This window comes from Legionella septentrionalis (genome assembly GCF_003989745.1).
Classification (GTDB): Bacteria; Pseudomonadota; Gammaproteobacteria; order Legionellales; family Legionellaceae; genus Legionella_A; species Legionella_A septentrionalis.
In genome coordinates, this window is the sequence record NZ_RZGS01000032.1 from 1 (window position 1) to 17,714 (window position 17,714).

Below are 17,714 nucleotides of genomic sequence, written 5' to 3' on the forward strand. Positions count from 1 at the left end.
GTATGTCGGTGAAATACTTCTTTACGTAAGCTTTCCGTGGCTCGCTGGTATTTGCCAATTCCTGGAAAACGTTGGTTGAAATAGCGTTTACAGGAATAACATTGAAATTTATGAGCCTTGATACACAAGTAGCTATAACGTAAACCTAACGACTCATGACGTATCTTCCTCTCAAAACTATCTTTCTTCCTTAACCGCTTACCATTGCAATAAATACAGCGAACAACTCGGTTATAACTTATTTGTATAAAAACAGGATTGTTTCCTGTCACCTTGGTTATTGAATAACCAGGTAAATTTAGGATAATATCTTTCTTCGGCACTTTAATCCTCTTTTGACTGCAAAATCAAAGAGTTAGATTACTATAATCCGATTAAAGTGCCCCTGTATTTGGGGTAGAGCCAATTCAATTATTCTGATGGGGATAACCACAGGGATAACCAAATTATTTAATTTGATTCATTTAGAGTATAAATTATCAATCAACTTCTCATTTTCTATGACGTAATGCTCAATCAGCTTTTTAATATTCTTAGATAACGTTGTTTTTATATATCCTTCTTTATTTGAAATTACATCACAATGAGTAAGCTTCTCTTTTTTAGAAAGATCTTTCATCTCGTCAATAGAAGCTTCAATTTGTTTGAAGCTTAGTTTTAAAGCAGACTCAAGTAAGTTCATAACAGCATTGTGTAATTCCCATAGTTTTTTAACATATTGAGGAATGTATTGAGTTACTGGAATGGGATCATTTGCATAGCTTTCAATGTTACCTTTGTTTTTATCTTTATTTTCTAAAAGAACATACTTATCTACAAATATTTGTGGGGCATCATCGCCATTTAATATTAAATTGTGTATTGGTAACCCTATAATTTCGCACATCCTCTAATATTATCAAATCACGATCTATATGCTGCTCTTTCAGTAGATCAAATGATGGGGATCCTTTATCCGATTATATAACTTCTTTGTATGTTCAATGCGTATATATTTCATTTATCACGAATTGTTTTTTCAGGTTTTCTAAAGCATCATAAAGTGCTTGTTCTGATTTTCGAAACTCTAGCTGTCGTTTGCCATCCTTCCAAAATCCTGATTCTTCAATACCCAGTAGAGTAATGCGGTCTTTTAATGGATGCGCCTTTATAGCTAGTTTTCTACAGTATTCTGCATACGGCTTATCATGACGAGCTAAAAAAGCAATGACGATAAGATCAAAATCTTGAGGTGAGAACCATATGATTTCATCATCAGGATGAGCCGCGATTAATGCTTTCATACAACCAAGCTCTCACATTTATCCACTAAACAATGCTCCACTAATTCAATCTTTATAGGGTCTAATAAATCGAGATGTGCATCATGGTGGGTTGTTAAAATGATGCCACAATGAAGGGCTTTTTCTTGTAAGAGGATTAATAACGTTTGCTGGGACTTTTTATCCAGACCATTTAATGGTTCATCTAAAATAATAAAATCGGGTTGACCTATCAAAGCTGAGCTTAAAAGAAACTTCTTTTTGGTGCCAAAAGACATATCAGCAATGCGAGTATTTAAATGCGATTGTAACTCCAATCGCTCAAGAATCTGGTTTATTTCATCAACATTATTTGTTCTTGCCTTTGCAAGCCAGGATAAAAGCTCTTTTCCTGTTAGAAAAGGATATACCGCTAAATCATCTGGTACATAAAATAAATTTTTTGCATTAACACTATTATCGTTCACTGAATAGTGATTATTTAAAATGATGGAACCTGAATCGGGAGTATCTAAACCAACCAGCAAACGTAAAAGAGTCGATTTTCCAGTGCCGTTCTTCCCTATAATATGATAAGCCTGTTGCTGAAAAGTATATGAAAGATTTGCAAATAAAACTTTATCAGCAAAAGCCTTATTAACCTTCTGTAATTGTATGTGACTCACCCTAGCATGCTCCCAGAAAGATGTATTGGGCAACACAACTGCCCACCGTATTTAGCAAAGAGCTAAACAAGCAGAACCGCAGAGATAGTGCGTAAAGAATTCTATTTATTGCAAATACAACGCTGTTTATTGCAAAAATAACTAAGATCAATAAACAGTAATTTTTTAAACTAAAAATGCAAAATAAAAAAACTGGCATTAATGCCGACATTAATCCTATCCAAATGAGCATTATCTCTTTTATAGGTTGGGTATATTTCTGATAAGGAAATATACTGTGGAATAATGCGTGCTCTAATTTTTCTTTTTCAAAAAAAGTAAATAACGTAGATAATATATAAGCCTGTAGCCCCATCAAAACAAGAATAAGCCCCTGCCGGTTATCCACTGTTTCCTCTGAATTTAATACTTGTAAGATAAGTAGTGATATGGCGAAACAAAGAGTAAATCTAATTAAAAACGAAATTTTATTCTTTCTTAAAACCGCTAATTGAATAATAAAAATACTTTTTAAAGAGTGAATACTTTTCAAGCCATTCAATACATCAACGTGCGGTATTTTAAATGAATATTTTTGCTCATGTAGACAAGGTTGTACTGTTCCTAGAATAAGGCAACACAGCAAAGAAATGCTTAGTCCTACACCAAAATTTAATAGCCAGTCACCTTGCTTTGAAATGATAATAATTAAAAGCAACGCAGAGAAAACTATAATCCCTTTAGCTATTTTTTTGTAAAGAAAATTAAGTAGCAGCGTACATAGTACAAATACAGTAGATGCATAGAGACAATATTGTGAAGCCAGAAATAAAGAGTCTTTAGTATTATGGAGAATATTGGTTCCTCCAAAGAAAATAGCTAGCCAAACAATATTTAAAGAAAATAAAAGAATGATGAAATCAATCGCTTTATGCACGCGCAAAGGAATATATAAAGTATGCAAATACTCTCTAAATGTTCCACCCTTTATAAAAGAAGACTGCGCCCTAGTCAGGCTCAACAAAAACAAAAGTAATGCAATCAAATAAATAAACTTTGCTTTAAACGTAATGTATGGATCAATCAGCGCGTAAAAAGGGATGCCAATGACTTGAATATTTTTTACTCCCGGCACTAATAAGCATACGATAAATGCTGTTAATAGTTTATGTCTGGCAAGCAACTCCTTGGTTTCATTTACGTAATATTGTGTTCGAAATTTAAGGAACTGCTGGTTAAAATAGTTCCTATCTATATGAGTCAGTCCTAACATGTAAATGCACCTGTAAAATTTTTAATATCTTTTTTGAAGAAATTGCTTTTAAAAATAATGGATTGAACAGCCTCAGAATACCGTGTGACAGCCTACCATATCGCTTTAGATTATAGAATCATGAGCTTTCTAAGAGGCAATTGCTGCGTCAAAGTTGTCTAGGCATTATCTGCATGATAAAAGTTCAATCAGCGAAAAAATTTGCCCGGAAAATAGAATAAGCCTATAATTTATTTACTGGTTTTAGCGAAAGGCGAGTCACCATGGCGCATCCTTCTTCAGATTCTTTACTATTGGACATATTGGCTAAAGTATCTACGGCGCAAAAAGAACAGGCTGAAAAGGCAACAATAGAAAATGATGCACTGTTTAATCTTATTTTGGATTTGATGCAGCAGAAAAATCGCCAATTAATTCAGGAAGAATTGCTAAAAGCTGTTAAGCAGCAACAAGGTTTTGATGATATTCCTAGTGCATTAAACCAGGTGCAAAGCTCTTTTAAGCGCAGTCCTTTACAGCAAGCTTTTCAAAATCAGGACTTTTATTCAGCGAAGCAGTTAATGGATTTCGGGGCAATCGTAGGCCCTGCGGAAAAAGCTACTTTTAATTTTGCGCGCGACAGCGAGGCTGCGCAAAAGATAGGTTTACCACCGCCTGTAACAGAAGAAAAACTTTCCCCCATTAAATCGTTTGGCTTGCGTTTAGGCGTCCTTGCAACAAGTGAGAGCGGAGAATTTTCCATGTGGGCTAATATTGGACCCACCTATAAATTGATGACGGATACAGTGTCTACTTATTCCGGCAGCAAACCTGGCGATCAAAATATTAAAGCAATTGCCGATGCGTTCAATTTTGCAAATAAGACAGCTGCATATGTTAATAATACGCCGAAAGGCATGCCTGCAGCCGGAGAGCAGCTGGCAGAGCGCATACAATCTGGAAAAGTTACGACCATTCCCACGTCCTGTAAAGGGCATGCCATGGCTTTATCAGTCGTGCCTGATAAAGATGGCAAATCAGGTTACCTTACTTTTACAGATTGTGGAGGCAGTGTTAAACCGGGTGAGCATGGTACTAAAATTTACCGTATAGACGATTTAAGCAAAATAACACCACAATTTATCAATCACATGATGAGTGGACATGTGAAAGGATATTCTCACGAACAACAAATGGCACGTCTTAGCGAAATCACCGGAGGCAAAGAACCTGTTCATGCCATTTCCCAAAAACCGCAAAAATATGATAATTGTTCTACCCATAATTGCCATGTCAATGTTCATGGCATGCTGTTATGTCAAAAAGCTATTGAAAAAGGCGGCTTTAACAACTTAACCGATGCGGATCTTCAATCAACCAAGGCAGAGTATAAAAATTTCAGCCATGATATGCGTAAACAAGCCGTTGAACAATTATCAAAAGCCCTCACTGCGGCTCCCAAAGATCCGGATTTAATCAAATTAGCCAAAGGTTACCTGGAACAGCACCCTAATGCTGTTTCTTCATTAAAAGAGCCTTTGCAAAAAGCACTGGCTAATACAGAAAAATTGCATAATCCTTCCCCTACTCCGACCATGTCTGTTTATCCTTCCTAATCCGATGCAGGCAGAAATTTAAGGATATTTCTCGGTTGCAGAAATTGATATGGCGTATAGTTAATGCAATAATACGCACAAATTATTACCAATTCGTTTGTTATGAGTAAAATCAGATGTGCCGTTATCGGCGTAGGATACCTTGGTCGCTTCCATGCGCAGAAATATCGCATGTTGGAGCAAGTGGAGCTGGTTGGCGTTTGCGACAAAGATCCCATTGTGTGTGCAGCTGTAGCCCAAGAATTAGGCACTGAAGCTTTTATCAATTATCAAGATTTATTCGGGAAAGTGGATGCAGTCAGCATTGCCGCAACAACCAGCGCACATTATCACATCGCAAAAGATTGCCTGCGACAGGGAATTCACGTCTTGCTGGAAAAACCCATGACTGAAACAGTGGCGCAGGCTCAAGAATTGATTGCTCTTGCCTCTATCCATCAAGCCAAACTGCAAATTGGTCATTTGGAGCGCTTTAATGCTGCCCGCCTTGCTCTAGATGAGCATCTGGAACAACCTTTGTTCATTGAATCGCAACGGCTTGCACCATTTAATCCTCGCGGTGCAGACGTGAATGTGGTGTTGGATTTAATGATTCATGACATCGACATTATTCAAACCATCGTACAAAGTCCTGTAGTGCATATTGACGCGCAAGGGGCTCCAGTTTTAACCAAATCAATTGATATTGCCAATGCCCGAATCACTTTTGCAAATCATTGTGTTGCTAATGTAACAGCAAGTCGCATCAGCTTTAAAACAGAGCGTAAAACTCGAATCTTCCAGCCTAATACTTATATTTCCATTGATTTTCAAAATAAACAATTTGCTGTGTTTCAGAAAGGCGACGGCGAAATGTTTCCGGGGATCCCTGAAATCATCCGCCATGAATCCACCTTCGAAAAAGGGGATGCATTATTTGAGGAAATAAAAGCGTTTATTCATTGTATTGAACACGACACGTCTCCTTTGGTTACTGGACAAGAAGGCTGTGAAGCTTTGGCTACTGCCGAAAAAATCAGCGCTTTAATCAATAAAAATCTTACAGCACGATATGCGCCCAGTTAAGCACCTTGTGGTTGTAGCCGGAGAGGAGTCAGGCGATCTGCATGCCGCTTCTTTTATCCGCGAATTAAAATTGAAATATCCGGAGTTGGAGATAAGCGGCATCGGCGGCCGTCATATGCAAACAGCAGGCGTTGAGCTGATTAGTGATTTGGCCCGTTTTGGCGTGACTGGTATTTCGGAAGTTTTTCGTCATTTTAAAGTGATTAAAGCAGCGTTTCAAAAAATAAAAACCCATCTTGCTACAAATAAACCGGATTTACTTATTCTTGTGGATTATCCGGGATTTAATCTGCGTTTAGCGAAGTTTGCGAAAGAAAAACTCGGCATTCGCATCCTTTACTACATCAGTCCGCAAATCTGGGCTTGGAAGGCCGGGCGGATTCACACCATCCGCAAGTACATTGATCATATGGCAGTAATTTTGCCTTTTGAGAAAAAAATTTATGAAGATGCAGGCGTTCCAGTAAGCTATGTAGGGCATCCATTAGTTACCCACATGCCCTGTTCTCAAGACAAGGCAAAAAGCCGTGAACAGTTGGGTTTACCCAAAGCAAAGCGTTTAATCGCTTTGCTGCCCGGTAGTAGAACGCATGAAATTGAGCGTCATATGCCTGTTTTGATAAGCACCCTGCACTCTTTAAACCAGGCATTTAGTGATTTGCATTTTACAATCCCAATTGCAGGCACCATATCTCCTGCTGTAATCAAGGCTTATTTTAAGGATACCGCAACAGATGCGTACACTTTAATTCAAGGACAAGCCCCAAAAGTAGCCGCCTGTAGCGATTATGTAATAGTTGCATCAGGCACCGCTTCCTTGGAGTGTGCGCTTTTGGCCAAACCCATGTGCATCATTTATAAAGCATCTTGGCTCACGTATTTACTTGCTTCCCAACTCATCAAAGTTAAGTATTTAGGGTTATGTAATTTACTTAAGAATAAAATGCTGGTACCTGAACTCCTGCAATATGACTGCAATTCCAAAGAGTTAACTGGCGTTATGACAGAACTTTTAAGCAATGAAGTTTTTTCAGCTCATATGCATAGGCAATTGTCTCAAGTGAAAAACTCCCTATCCATTCATGAAGCCGATTGCACCATTGCAGCGCTAATTGAGCGTACAGCGCTATTAGGATAATTGCCCTTTGTCTCAGGAGACAATCATTACTCTTAATTTCGGTTTTAAACGTTAAGAACATTTACACAAGCTTATCCACAGTTTTTGTGGATAAGATAATCTTTAGGGTTGTCATGAATCGTTTAACCAAATTAACATTACAGGAAATGGAAATAGAACTTGAGAGAAAACGAGTTAAAAACATTAACTTAAGAATTAATGCCAGAGGTCAGATTAAAGTCAGCGCCCCTATCTTTTGTACTGATGAATCCATTCTTAATTTTCTGCAAAATAAACAGGAATGGATAAGAAAACATTACCTCCGTTTTTCAAAACAAACAGAAAAAAATTTGGAATTTAAAACGGGTGAATCACATTTGTATTTAGGGAATAATTATGAGCTTTTAATTCAACCTGCCTGCAAGAAAAATTATGTCAAATTGCAAGGATCTTATCTGTATTGTTTTATAAAAAACGACACCATTAATAAAGAAGCCTTGGTTTTGCACTGGTATAGGGAACAATTAAAAACACTGTTGCCGGACTTAATTCAAAAATGGGAAACCCTTATTGGAGTTAAAGTAACTAGCTGGGGAATCAAAGCCATGAAAACACGTTGGGGAACTTGTAACCCGCATTCTAAACGCATATGGCTTAATTTATTTTTGATCAAAAAACCATTAATTTGCATTGAATATGTAGTCGTGCATGAATTAATTCATTTATTGGAAGCCAGCCATAATAAGCGTTTTTATGCGTTAATGGAGAAATTTTTCCCAGAATGGCAGCAATGCAGATCTTTGTTACGTGGTTAATGCCCCGGCTATTATAGATGGCACAACACACATTAAAATGATAAAAAAATATTAAAATTCCGTAAGATATATTCAATTCGAACTGGCTTATTAATTATCCTTCATGTACAATTAATTTTGCTTTCAGTCTTGAAAGTACCTGGAATAGTATGTTTTAACCAAAATAAGGAAGTTATAAATGACTGTTACTGAAACACAAAACCTTTCTAATAATAGTTTAAAGCAGGAACAAGGTCTCCAAGACTTGGTATATGGATTGGTAAGTCGTTTTCTTGCTGAGAATAAAAGCAAATCTATTGACAACCTTTATGATCTGATTCTTTCGGAAGTTGAGCCTCCACTTTTACAAGCTGTGATGGAAAAACGTCGCGGTAATCAACTGCAAGCTGCAAAAATGCTAGGAATTAGCCGTGGGACAATACGTAAAAAATTGCAACGTTATTTTGGTACAAAATATTTCCGTCTGACTGATGAATAACATTTCGAAAAATAAAAAAGGCTCGCTTAAAAACGAGCCTTTTTTATTTCCAGTGAGCTTTTTATTTCTTAAGAACCTGGTGGTTGGCCAGGTTCTTGGCTATCGATGGATCATTGCAGTAATAATTGATTAACGCGGCTGACAAACTCAGCAGGATTTTCTAACTGCCCACCTTCTGCGAGAACGGCTTGTTCAAAAAGCACTACGACCCACTGCGCAAATTTGACATCATCCTGGATATCATGCAAGCGTTTGATGAGCGCATGTTCCGGATTGATTTCAAATATGGGTTTAGTGTTAGGCAATTGCTGCCCTGCTGCCTGCAGAATGCGTTGCATTTCCAACCCCATATCTTGTTCATCGGCTACTATACAAGCAGGTGAGTCGGTCAGGCGGTTAGTCAGTTGCACATCTTTAATTTTATCGCCCAGCACTTCTTTTATATGCTTAAGCATTGGAGCAAGATTTTTTTCTTGTTCTTTTATGTCAGCTACATCTTCCAGTTCAACTTTTCCCTTGCTGATAGACTGCAATTTTTTACCTTCAAATTCACTGAGGTAACCTACCAGCCACTCGTCAACCCGATCGCTTAATAATAGAACTTCTATGCCTTTCTTTTTAAATATTTCCAGATGCGGACTATGTTTGGCAGCATTATAGCTGGAGGCAGTAATATAATAAATCTTGTCCTGCCCTTCTTTCATGCGGCCGAGATAATCTTTAAGTGACACAGTTTGCTTTTCGGAATCCGTATGAGTAGAGGCGAAACGCAATAATTTGGCTATAGTGTCGCGATTAGTAAAATCTTCTATAGGTCCTTCTTTTAGTACCAAACCAAACTCTTTCCAGAATGCGTCATATTTTTCAGGATCTTCGCTGCTTAATTTTTCAAGCATGGCTAATACGCGTTTTGTACAAGCGCCACGTATGCTGTCAACCTGCTTGTTATCTTGAAGAATTTCTCTGGATACGTTTAACGGCAAATCGCTTGCGTCAATAATCCCTTTTACGAAACGCAAATAGCGGGGTAAAAATTGCGCTGCATCATCCATAATAAAAACACGTTTCACATAAAGTTTTAAACCGTGTTTGGTTTCCTGTTGCCATAAATCAAAGGGAGCATGGCTTGGAATGTATAATAAACTGATGTAATCCTGCTTACCCTCGACGTGGTTATGCGACCACAGCAATGGATCTTGATAATCATGGGAAATGTGTTTATATAATTCTTTATATTCTTCGTCGCTGATTTCAGATTTTTGCAGCGTCCAAAGGGCAGTGGCTTTATTGACGGTTTCAAACTCGTTTGTCTCTTGCTCTTCGGTGCTGGTCTTTTTCATCACAATAGGCCAACAAATGTGATCCGAATATTTGGTAATAATGCTTCTTAACCGCCAATCGCTTAAAAATTCTTCGGCATCTTCTTTTAAGTGCAATATAATTTCGGTGCCACGGTCTTTTTTAGTTTCTTGCCCGATGGTGAATTCCCCTTCCCCGCTGGACTCCCAAACGATGCCATCTTCTGGCTTTAACCCAGCACGGCGGCTTTTCACAGTAACTTTGTCAGCAACGATGAATGCAGAATAGAAACCAACGCCAAATTGCCCAATAAGTTGGGAGTCCTTGGCTTTCTCACCGGTTAAATGACTGATAAATTCCTTAGTGCCTGATTTCGCAATGGTACCCAAATTATCAACCGCTTCGTCCCAGCTCAAACCAATCCCATTATCGCTAATCGTAATGGTTTTGAGTTTTTCGTTTGCTGCAACGGTTATTTTTAAATCGGAATCCCCTTCGTAAAGTTTGCTGTCTGCCAGCGCCAGAAAGCGCAATTTATCAAGAGCATCCGAGGCATTGGATATTAATTCACGTAAAAAGATTTCCTTATTGCTATAAAGCGAGTGCACAACCAAGTGCAACATTTGCTTAACTTCAGTTTGAAACCCCATGGTTTGTTGTTTACTCACCATTAACAAATCTCCTGTAAGCATTAATTATTGACGATTCACCATCTCCGACTATTCAATCGCAAAATAAAAAGCTTATGCGCTAAATAATTCAGCTATTGAATATGTGGGTAAAGCGGCAAATTTCAAGGGCCGCGTCGCGTTGCCGGCACCATCCCCACTCTTGGCCTATGCATAAAAATAGTGATGGATTCGCTGGTGATTAATACATTTCCCTCTGCATCAAGGACTTGAGCGGCAATGGTGTGTGAGCCTCGATTAATATTTTGCAACTCAAAAGCCATTGTGGTTTGAGGCTGTCCCAGGGCGGCGCCGTCGAAAAGAATTTGTAATTTATCACCGGCCCTTAAAGCGGGCTCCACCTGTACCAGCACCCCTATGCTTCCCTGATTATTACGGATAGTGGCTTGATCTTCCGGCTGTGTAATTGCAATACGGGTATACGGGGCTAAAGTTGCTGTGCTTGGAGCTTCTGGAGTTTCATCCGCAACAGGTGGCGGCGAATAAGTTTGCACTGGCGGCAAATCAATTTTCTTGGCACCTGGATGCGGTCTATCACTAAAATGGACATTTCCGTTACTGTCTGTCCATTTATATATTTGCGCAAATAATGAAGATGCCAGCAGAATTAAAGTAAAAAAAAGAAGAAATTTTTTCATGAATTGAGGACTCCATGCCTGTCAAACCCAGAATTATAGCTCTTGGTTGATATCGATGAATCTTCTGTCTTCGCGAATCCACGAAGACAGAAGCAGGCGCGAATTTTAATTGCTGTAATACAATTCAAATTCGAATGGATGCACCAGGCTGCGCACCTGGGCAATATCTTGCTTGCGAAGCTCAATATAGCTTTGGATAAAGTCTTTGGTGAACACATCGCCTTGTAATAAAAATTCATGATCCTTGTGTAAATATTCCACTGCTTCATCGAGCGATGCGCATACAGTAGGCACATCAATTAATTCTTCAGGAGGCAGGTCATATAAATCTTTATCCATGGGCTGCCCTGGATGAATTTTATTTTGTATTCCATCAAGCCCTGCCATCATCATAGCCGCAAAGGCAAGATAAGGATTCGCAGTTGGGTCTGGGAAGCGGACTTCGATGCGGCGTGCTTTGGCACTGCTCACGTGCGGGATACGAATTGCTGCGGAACGGTTGCGTGCAGAATAAGCCAATAAAACAGGAGCTTCAAACCCAGGGACCAGCCGTTTATAGCTGTTTGTGGCGGGATTTGTGAATGCATTTAGGGCACGGGCGTGTTTGATGATTCCGCCAATGTAATACAAAGCCACTTCCGATAAACCGGCGTACTGATCGCCTGCAAATAAATTAACACCGTCTTTCATCAATGATTGATGGCAATGCATGCCGCTGCCATTATCTCCTACCAAGGGCTTGGGCATAAAGGTAGCTGTTTTACCATAATTATGCGCGACATTATGAACCACGTATTTCAAGATCTGCAATTCATCTGCTTTTTTCGTGAGCGTATTAAAACGGGTAGCGACCTCACATTGATTGGCGGTGGCCACTTCATGATGATGCGCTTCAACTTCAATGCCTAATGCTTCCAACGTAAGAGAAATAGCCGAACGTATATCTTGGGAAGAATCCACCGGAGGTACAGGAAAATAGCCACCCTTTATGGTAGGACGATGGCCGATATTGCCGCCTTCCACTGCTTTACCGGAATTCCAATGGGCTTCTTCCGAATCAATTTTGTAAAATGAACCACTAATGGTGGTTTCAAATCTTACATCATCAAAAATAAAAAATTCAGGTTCAGGACCAAAATATGCTGTATCCGCTATCCCTGTAGAGCGCAGATAAGCTTCGGCTCGTTGCGCCAATGAACGTGGATCGCGCTCATAACCCAGCATGGTTTGCGGGTCGACTACGTTACAACGAATAAATAATGTATTTTCCTGGTAAAACGGATCAGGAAGAATGCTGCTTAAATCAGGTACTAAAGCCAAATCGGATTGATGTATTTTTTGCCAGCCTTTGAATGAGGAGCCATCAATCATTTTCCCGTTTTCAATGAAATCATCGCATACAGCAGATACAGGGATTGTAATATGCTGTTCTTTTCCGCGCGTATCGGTAAATCTTAAGTCAATAAATTTGGCGTCATGTTCTTTAATTGCATTGAGCAGCATATTTTTACTCATTTATTCTCTCCATAATTACTCGGCATCTCAATCACAACCATTGTGAAAAGTACGCGCTATTGTACCTCATGAACTGACTTAAACTAAATGTTTGTTAAACCATCCAGGTAATTTATTTCATTAAGATGCTTTGGTGTTACAATAACCCGATTAATCGGTTTACTTATAGTCAGCATAGGTAACAGAGGCCAAAATTATGGGCGCATATCAATATCAAGCGCTAAAAAAATCCGGCGCCACTTTTAAAGGAGTGATTGAAGCCGATTCAGAGCGCCATGCCCGCCAATTGCTGCGTGAACAAGGCATGATCCCTACGCACGTCCATGCCTTAAAAAAAATTCAAACCATCACGCATAAAAATAAATTATCTTCCCAGGATCTGGCGTTATTTACCCGGCAGTTGTCAACGCTTCTGGCGGCAGGAATCCCACTTGAAGAATCGTTACGCGGCGTTAGCGAGCAAACAGAAAAAGATAAGACCCGTCAATTAATTATTGGTGTGCGCTCAAAAGTTCTTGAAGGTTACTCCCTGGCGCAAGCCATGGCTGAATACCCGTATGCATTTCCTGAGCTATATCGTGCAACTGTCGGCGCAGGCGAGCAGACCGGGCGTCTGGACTTGGTATTGGAGAAATTGGCTGAATACACTGAGAATCAGCAGCAAACACGGCAAAAAATTCAGCAGGCGTTAATTTATCCTACCTTAATGATTGTGGTATCTGCTGCCATCATTAGTTTTTTACTGGCATTTGTCGTACCAAAGATCATTGAAGTATTTACCAGCAGCGGTCAATCGTTGCCCGAAATGACCAAGATACTGATTAACATCAGTGAACTGGTTAAAGCATATGGACTTTATCTATTGATTGGCTTCATCGCTTTATTGATTGGCTTTAAACGAAGCCTGGCCAACCAAAACGTGCGTATGTTCTGGCATCGTATTATGTTAAAATTACCTGTTGTAGCATATCTGGTGAAATCCATTAACGTAGCCCGTTACATTCATACTTTTAGCATTTTGTTCGCGGCCGGCGTTAATGTATTGGAAACCATGCGTGTATCAGCAAGTCTTATCAACAACCTACTCATGCGCAATGCTTTTGATGCAGCGGCTATTCGCGTCCGGGAAGGAACTGCAATTCACCAGGCGTTAAAAGAAACCGGCTTTTTAAGCCCCATGGCCATTCACTTAATTGCCAGCGGAGAGAAAAGTGGACAATTATCCCCCATGATGGAACGCGCCGCGGTTCATTTGGATAATGAAGTTAAACGGTTAATTGATACTGCTTTAACATTATTGGAGCCCTTTATAATTTTATTGATGGGTGGAGTTGTGCTTTTTATCGTATTGGCAACTTTATTGCCAATTTTTTCAATGGAGCAACTTGTAATATGAAAAAACAATTAGGGTTTTCGTTAATCGAAATTATGGTGGTGGTCGTTATTTTAGGAATTTTAGCTTCTATCGTAGTACCCCGCATCATCAGTAGGCCAGATGAGGCGCGTGTAGTAAAGGCCAAACAAGACGTGTTGGCAATCCAAAATGCGCTTGAGCTTTATAAACTGGATAATGGGTTTTATCCAACGACCGATCAAGGCCTCTTGGCATTAGTAGAGAAACCGAATACAAACCCTGCTCCACGCGATTGGAAGCCTTATCTTAAATCCTTGCCTAAAGATCCCTGGGGACGCGATTATTTATACCTAAACCCGGGAGAGCATGGGGAAATCGATGTGTTTACTCTGGGAGCCAATGGCCAGCCTGGGGGCACCGGCATTGACGCCGAAATCGGTAACTGGGATGCAAAATAAGCGTGGATTTTCCTTATTAGAAATTTTGGTGGTCATTGTCATCACAGGCATTACACTTACCTTTGCCATGTATGCTTTTGGTGATTTTGGCCAGGCGCGCCGCATCGTATTAGCGGCAGAACAATTTGCAAGCTACGTAAAACTTGTTCAACAGCAAGCGATTCTGGAAACCAGCACGCTAGGTGTGAATCTATCTCCCACCAGTTACCAGGCAATACGCTTTAATCCTGCCGCGGGTTGGGAAACATTTCAGCAAAAAGGAATTTTTAACGTGCATTATTTTCCCTCCGGCGCTGATATAAAATTTGCAGCAAGCCAGGGCAAATCCAGCAAATATGATCCGGAAATCATTGTTAATGCGTCTGGGGACATGACCCCTTTTAAGGTTTTTTTTAACTCGCAGGATGGAACTAAATTAGCCATGGTGGAAGGACGCCACGATGGCAGCATTCAGGTACATCATGAAAATTAAAGCCTTTACGTTAATTGAAGTGCTTCTCGCTTTGGCCGTGATTGCCATTGCTCTAACGGCCCTCATTAAAGCCACTGCACAAAATACAAGTTATACAGAGCGCATACGCGGGAAAAGCATCAGCCATTGGGTTGCCATGCAGGGCGTCACTATGATTCAACTGGGATTATTAACCATCCCTCCTAATCAGGAAATAACGCAAGCTACCACCATGTTGGGAGAAAAATGGTTTTGGCGAGCCAAACTTCTGCCAACCCCAGTAAAAAAAATGCAGCAAATCCGGATTCTTATCAGTAAAAATCAAGCTGGTCCTTTCGAGGAAGCGTTAATTGGCTTCAGGTATGGATCATGATGCAGTCCAACCGCGGCGGGTATACATTGATAGAAATTTTAATCGCATTGGCTGTATTTGCTATTTTAGCCATAATAACCACTTCCGCCATGTATTATGCATTTGATACCCGTAACCGGGTCAACTTGCAGGCTGAACGCCTGAATATCCTGCAACTGGCTCTCTCTATTATTGCCAGAGATATAGAACAATGCGCCGAGCGCCCTATACGCGGCAATGAATTGCACGTATTTTCCGCCTATATTGGCCAATCGAATTACACTGAGTTTACTCGAGGTGGCTTAATAAATCCAAATGCCATGGAGCAAAGAAGCACATTAAAGCGTATTGCTTATTTATGCCGTGATGGGCAGCTGATTCGACGCAGCTGGGAAACTTTAGACACCCCTCAACGCAGTCACTATGAAGATAAAGTGCTGTTGGATAATTTAACTCAGTGTAAATTCGCATATTTAAACAGAAACCGGCAAATGTTAACTGAGTGGCGAGAAAATGCAGTTTCCCAAAACCAAAAAAGAGAACCATTACCTACTGCCGTACAATTTACGTTAAACCTGCAAGAATGGGGAGAAATGAGTTTATTATTTATTGTGCCGGAAGCTTTGTATGGCCCATAAGTACCATGCTTTGCGAGGTAGCGCCCTGCTTTCTGCCCTGTTTATCATGACTCTGGTAGCGATTGCTGCCACAGCCATGAGCCTGCATTTGCAACTGGATATTTATAGAACACGGCTTACCATTCTCAGCGATAAGATGTATTTAGCCTCCCAAGCCGTAAGTTTTTGGGCAATGGATCGCTTGCATACAAAAAATTTAATCGTCTCTAACGTTGATGCAGAAGGTAAATTGGAAGAATTTCCTAAAAATTTACAGCAAATATATCCAGGAATTACTATTCACGGTGGTTTATATGATCTGCAAGCACGCTTTAATTTAAATAACGTACAAGACAGAAAATACAGAGTGTCTTTCTTAAAATTATTGGAGCAAATCTTACCTAAAACCAATGCGGCGCAGCGGCGTCTGCTAGTGGATGCAACAGTCAACTGGATTACCCCTTATACCTTGGGACAAGGTCAGGATAATTTTCTTACTTACTATTTACAACAGCATCCACCTTATCTTCCAAGCCATTTTCCAATGCAAAGCGTGTCTGAATTTCGTTTACTGCAAGGAGTGGATGCAGCCATTTACCAAACACTTCTACCTTATGTGACTGCTTTGCCTGAAGTGACGCCCATTAATGTCAATACAGCAGCCAAACCTGTCTTAAGAATACTCGGCAATGGATTAAACGACACTCAAGTCAATACGTTTATCGAAGCACGCCAGCAGAAAACTTTGGATAATAAAAATCTCATCGCGCTTCTGCAACGATTTGATATCCCAAGAGAGCAAATTACACTGGAAAGTCAATATTTTTTAAGCGTGGCGATCACAAAAGCCGAAGGTTTAACCTTTATTAATTATACTGTTATTCGCCGCAGCAAAGATAAAAACGGTAATTTGATCGTTAGTATCATAAATGAAAGCTTAAATACTTTGTGAGAATTAAGGATTCTCCGCTTCATCCCTGGCTTTGGCTTCTTCCGTTGCAATTTCTTTCAACAAATTTTCACCTTGTTGTTTATCTTGCGGGGAAAGCTGTATTTGCAAGCGCTGCAAATCTTTTTCAGCTTGTTTATTATCATTTTGTGCAGCAAGTTTTAACCATGCATAAGCTTTTATATTGTCTTTCGCTACCCCTAAACCCGCGGCATACAAGTAGCCTAACTTCCCTTGTGCTGCGGCGTTTCCATGCTCGGCTGCTTTTCTAAACCAAAACGCAGCTTTCTCATAATCTTTTTCCATACCGGTACCAGTGAGAAGCAATTGCCCTAATTCTCCTTGCGCATAAGCGTTACCCTGCTCTGCAGAAGCTTGATACCAGAAGGCGGCTTTTTTAAGATCTTGATCAACGCCCAATCCATGTAAATATTGGTAAGCTAAATAAGCTTGGGCATTGACATGGCCTTGGTTGGCAGCCTGCTCCAACCAATACGTTACAGCTTGCTGATCCTGAGGTATACCGTATTTACCGCTATACAGTAGTGCTAAACTATACTGTCCTTTATCATCTCCCTGGAGCGCGGCTTTTTCATACCAATATTGTGCCTTATTGACATCTTTTTTGGCACCGTAACCCATCATGTATTGGTATGCCAGGTTAACTTGTGCTTTACTATATCCTTGTTCCGCTGATTTTTGAAACCATTGAAAAGCCAATTCCTCATTAGCAGCCACTCCTTCTCCTGTGGCATACATTAAGCCCACGTTGCGTTGCGCAATAGCATTTCCCTGTTTTGCAGCTTTCATGTACCAGCCAAAGGCTTCTTTATAGTCTTTGGGTACTCCCGTACCTGCATCGTATAAAAATCCAAGACTTAGCTGGGCCAATGCATTATTTTTTTCTGCAGATTTTTTATACCAGGAAAAAGCTTCTTTTAAATCGGTATTTACACCAAGACCATATTGATACATCCGTCCAATAAGATACATGGCCTCCTCATTGCCTTCTTTAGCTGAGGTTATTAAATGTGCATAAGCTGTATTATAATCTCCGTTTTCATAAGCAGAAAAACCAATAAATTCATCTGCAAATGCTGTGTTAACCGCTAAACACAGTACAAGTATGAAGGGACGCATATC

At 39.9% G+C, this 17,714-nt stretch carries 19 protein-coding genes and 1 pseudogene; 11 read left to right on the top strand and 9 right to left on the bottom strand.

Annotation, left to right across the window (positions count from 1 at the left end):
- From ELY11_RS09720 to ELY11_RS09740, 5 genes and pseudogenes are all read right to left on the bottom strand, one after another.
- Positions 1–323: pseudogene (locus tag ELY11_RS09720) on the bottom strand (transposase family protein); the annotation flags it as partial.
- Between the two features lie 137 nt (positions 324–460).
- On the bottom strand, positions 461–886 hold the full coding sequence (locus ELY11_RS09725) for a hypothetical protein (RefSeq protein ID WP_127033284.1): 426 nt from the start codon (positions 884–886) through the stop codon (positions 461–463).
- 94 nt (positions 887–980) lie between these two features.
- Entirely contained in the window at positions 981–1,283 is a 303-nt protein-coding gene (locus ELY11_RS09730) for a hypothetical protein (protein WP_127033286.1), read from the bottom strand.
- Positions 1,280–1,927: an ABC transporter ATP-binding protein gene (locus ELY11_RS09735; protein WP_126954911.1), complete on the bottom strand. Its 648-nt coding sequence runs from the start codon at positions 1,925–1,927 to the stop codon at positions 1,280–1,282. The genes ELY11_RS09730 and ELY11_RS09735 overlap by 4 nt, the downstream gene beginning before the upstream one ends.
- A gap of 1 nt (position 1,928) precedes the next feature.
- The gene (locus tag ELY11_RS09740; RefSeq protein WP_127033288.1) at positions 1,929–3,179 is read right to left on the bottom strand and encodes a DUF6136 family protein; all 1,251 of its coding nucleotides are present in this window, start codon (positions 3,177–3,179) and stop codon (positions 1,929–1,931) included.
- 263 nt (positions 3,180–3,442) lie between these two features.
- On the opposite strand from ELY11_RS09740, the gene ankD reads away from it, so the two are divergent.
- The 5 genes from ankD (at position 3,443) to ELY11_RS09765 (ending at position 8,249) form a co-directional block, all read left to right on the top strand.
- The gene (gene ankD / locus ELY11_RS09745; RefSeq protein ID WP_127033290.1) at positions 3,443–4,774 is read left to right on the top strand and encodes a Dot/Icm T4SS effector AnkD/LegA15; all 1,332 of its coding nucleotides are present in this window, start codon (positions 3,443–3,445) and stop codon (positions 4,772–4,774) included.
- A 102-nt stretch (positions 4,775–4,876) separates the two neighbouring features.
- Entirely contained in the window at positions 4,877–5,839 is a 963-nt protein-coding gene (locus ELY11_RS09750; protein WP_127033292.1) for a Gfo/Idh/MocA family protein, read from the top strand.
- Positions 5,826–6,977: a lipid-A-disaccharide synthase gene (lpxB, locus tag ELY11_RS09755; protein ID WP_127033294.1), complete on the top strand. Its 1,152-nt coding sequence runs from the start codon at positions 5,826–5,828 to the stop codon at positions 6,975–6,977. Before ELY11_RS09750 ends, lpxB begins: the two co-directional genes overlap by 14 nt.
- A 113-nt stretch (positions 6,978–7,090) precedes the next feature.
- Entirely contained in the window at positions 7,091–7,771 is a 681-nt protein-coding gene (locus ELY11_RS09760; protein ID WP_126954906.1) for a M48 family metallopeptidase, read from the top strand.
- A 178-nt stretch (positions 7,772–7,949) separates the two neighbouring features.
- A complete protein-coding gene (locus ELY11_RS09765; RefSeq protein WP_126954905.1) occupies positions 7,950–8,249 on the top strand; it encodes a helix-turn-helix domain-containing protein in 300 nt (99 codons plus the stop codon).
- Between the two features lie 110 nt (positions 8,250–8,359).
- Here ELY11_RS09765 and htpG read toward each other — a convergent pair whose 3' ends face one another.
- From htpG to glnA, 3 genes are all read right to left on the bottom strand, one after another.
- Positions 8,360–10,219 (bottom strand): molecular chaperone HtpG, encoded by a 1,860-nt coding sequence (gene htpG, locus ELY11_RS09770; RefSeq protein ID WP_127033296.1) that lies wholly within the window; start codon positions 10,217–10,219, stop codon positions 8,360–8,362.
- 122 nt (positions 10,220–10,341) lie between these two features.
- Positions 10,342–10,875, bottom strand: a complete 534-nt coding sequence (locus ELY11_RS09775) for a DUF4124 domain-containing protein (RefSeq protein ID WP_126954903.1) — start codon at positions 10,873–10,875, stop codon at positions 10,342–10,344.
- 105 nt (positions 10,876–10,980) lie between these two features.
- Positions 10,981–12,390 (bottom strand): glutamate--ammonia ligase, encoded by a 1,410-nt coding sequence (gene glnA / locus ELY11_RS09780; protein ID WP_126954902.1) that lies wholly within the window; start codon positions 12,388–12,390, stop codon positions 10,981–10,983.
- Between the two features lie 196 nt (positions 12,391–12,586).
- On the opposite strand from glnA, the gene lspF reads away from it, so the two are divergent.
- Genes lspF through gspK form a run of 6 tightly spaced genes read left to right on the top strand, consistent with a single transcriptional unit; the run spans position 12,587 to position 16,574 of the window.
- Positions 12,587–13,786 carry a GspF family T2SS innner membrane protein variant LspF gene (lspF, locus tag ELY11_RS09785; protein WP_126954901.1) on the top strand — a complete coding sequence of 400 codons (1,200 nt, stop codon included), beginning with the start codon at positions 12,587–12,589 and terminating at the stop codon, positions 13,784–13,786.
- Positions 13,783–14,202, top strand: a complete 420-nt coding sequence (gene lspG / locus ELY11_RS09790) for a GspG family T2SS major pseudopilin variant LspG (RefSeq protein ID WP_126954900.1) — start codon at positions 13,783–13,785, stop codon at positions 14,200–14,202. The genes lspF and lspG overlap by 4 nt, the downstream gene beginning before the upstream one ends.
- Positions 14,192–14,674 carry a type II secretion system minor pseudopilin GspH gene (gene gspH / locus ELY11_RS09795; protein WP_158615003.1) on the top strand — a complete coding sequence of 161 codons (483 nt, stop codon included), beginning with the start codon at positions 14,192–14,194 and terminating at the stop codon, positions 14,672–14,674. Before lspG ends, gspH begins: the two co-directional genes overlap by 11 nt.
- Complete coding sequence (gene lspI / locus ELY11_RS09800) at positions 14,664–15,026, top strand: GspI family T2SS minor pseudopilin variant LspI (protein ID WP_126954898.1); 363 nt, start codon at positions 14,664–14,666, stop codon at positions 15,024–15,026. Before gspH ends, lspI begins: the two co-directional genes overlap by 11 nt.
- A complete protein-coding gene (gene lspJ, locus ELY11_RS09805) occupies positions 15,023–15,643 on the top strand; it encodes a GspJ family T2SS minor pseudopilin variant LspJ (RefSeq protein ID WP_325049568.1) in 621 nt (206 codons plus the stop codon). The genes lspI and lspJ overlap by 4 nt, the downstream gene beginning before the upstream one ends.
- Positions 15,633–16,574: a type II secretion system minor pseudopilin GspK gene (gene gspK / locus ELY11_RS09810; RefSeq protein WP_126954897.1), complete on the top strand. Its 942-nt coding sequence runs from the start codon at positions 15,633–15,635 to the stop codon at positions 16,572–16,574. Before lspJ ends, gspK begins: the two co-directional genes overlap by 11 nt.
- 3 nt (positions 16,575–16,577) lie before the next feature.
- On the opposite strand, the gene ELY11_RS09815 is transcribed toward gspK, so the two are convergent.
- Positions 16,578–17,711: an SEL1-like repeat protein gene (locus ELY11_RS09815; RefSeq protein WP_126954896.1), complete on the bottom strand. Its 1,134-nt coding sequence runs from the start codon at positions 17,709–17,711 to the stop codon at positions 16,578–16,580.
- Positions 17,712–17,714: the final 3 nt, after the last annotated feature.

Bases quoted from the DNA above. Each gene is read 5' to 3' on its own strand.
- lspF (WP_126954901.1), top strand. From the start codon at position 12,587: ATGGGCGCATATCAATATCAAGCGCTAAAAAAATCCGGCGCCACTTTT.
- ELY11_RS09730 (WP_127033286.1), bottom strand. From the start codon at position 1,283: ATGAAAGCATTAATCGCGGCTCATCCTGATGATGAAATCATATGGTTC.
- ankD (WP_127033290.1), top strand. From the start codon at position 3,443: ATGGCGCATCCTTCTTCAGATTCTTTACTATTGGACATATTGGCTAAA.
- lspJ (WP_325049568.1), top strand. From the start codon at position 15,023: ATGATGCAGTCCAACCGCGGCGGGTATACATTGATAGAAATTTTAATC.
- gspH (WP_158615003.1), top strand. From the start codon at position 14,192: ATGCAAAATAAGCGTGGATTTTCCTTATTAGAAATTTTGGTGGTCATT.
- ELY11_RS09740 (WP_127033288.1), bottom strand. From the start codon at position 3,179: ATGTTAGGACTGACTCATATAGATAGGAACTATTTTAACCAGCAGTTC.
- glnA (WP_126954902.1), bottom strand. From the start codon at position 12,390: ATGAGTAAAAATATGCTGCTCAATGCAATTAAAGAACATGACGCCAAA.
- ELY11_RS09815 (WP_126954896.1), bottom strand. From the start codon at position 17,711: ATGCGTCCCTTCATACTTGTACTGTGTTTAGCGGTTAACACAGCATTT.
- lspG (WP_126954900.1), top strand. From the start codon at position 13,783: ATGAAAAAACAATTAGGGTTTTCGTTAATCGAAATTATGGTGGTGGTC.
- lpxB (WP_127033294.1), top strand. From the start codon at position 5,826: ATGCGCCCAGTTAAGCACCTTGTGGTTGTAGCCGGAGAGGAGTCAGGC.
- gspK (WP_126954897.1), top strand. From the start codon at position 15,633: ATGGCCCATAAGTACCATGCTTTGCGAGGTAGCGCCCTGCTTTCTGCC.
- lspI (WP_126954898.1), top strand. From the start codon at position 14,664: ATGAAAATTAAAGCCTTTACGTTAATTGAAGTGCTTCTCGCTTTGGCC.
- ELY11_RS09725 (WP_127033284.1), bottom strand. From the start codon at position 886: ATGTGCGAAATTATAGGGTTACCAATACACAATTTAATATTAAATGGC.
- ELY11_RS09775 (WP_126954903.1), bottom strand. From the start codon at position 10,875: ATGAAAAAATTTCTTCTTTTTTTTACTTTAATTCTGCTGGCATCTTCA.
- ELY11_RS09760 (WP_126954906.1), top strand. From the start codon at position 7,091: ATGAATCGTTTAACCAAATTAACATTACAGGAAATGGAAATAGAACTT.
- ELY11_RS09750 (WP_127033292.1), top strand. From the start codon at position 4,877: ATGAGTAAAATCAGATGTGCCGTTATCGGCGTAGGATACCTTGGTCGC.
- ELY11_RS09765 (WP_126954905.1), top strand. From the start codon at position 7,950: ATGACTGTTACTGAAACACAAAACCTTTCTAATAATAGTTTAAAGCAG.
- htpG (WP_127033296.1), bottom strand. From the start codon at position 10,219: ATGGTGAGTAAACAACAAACCATGGGGTTTCAAACTGAAGTTAAGCAA.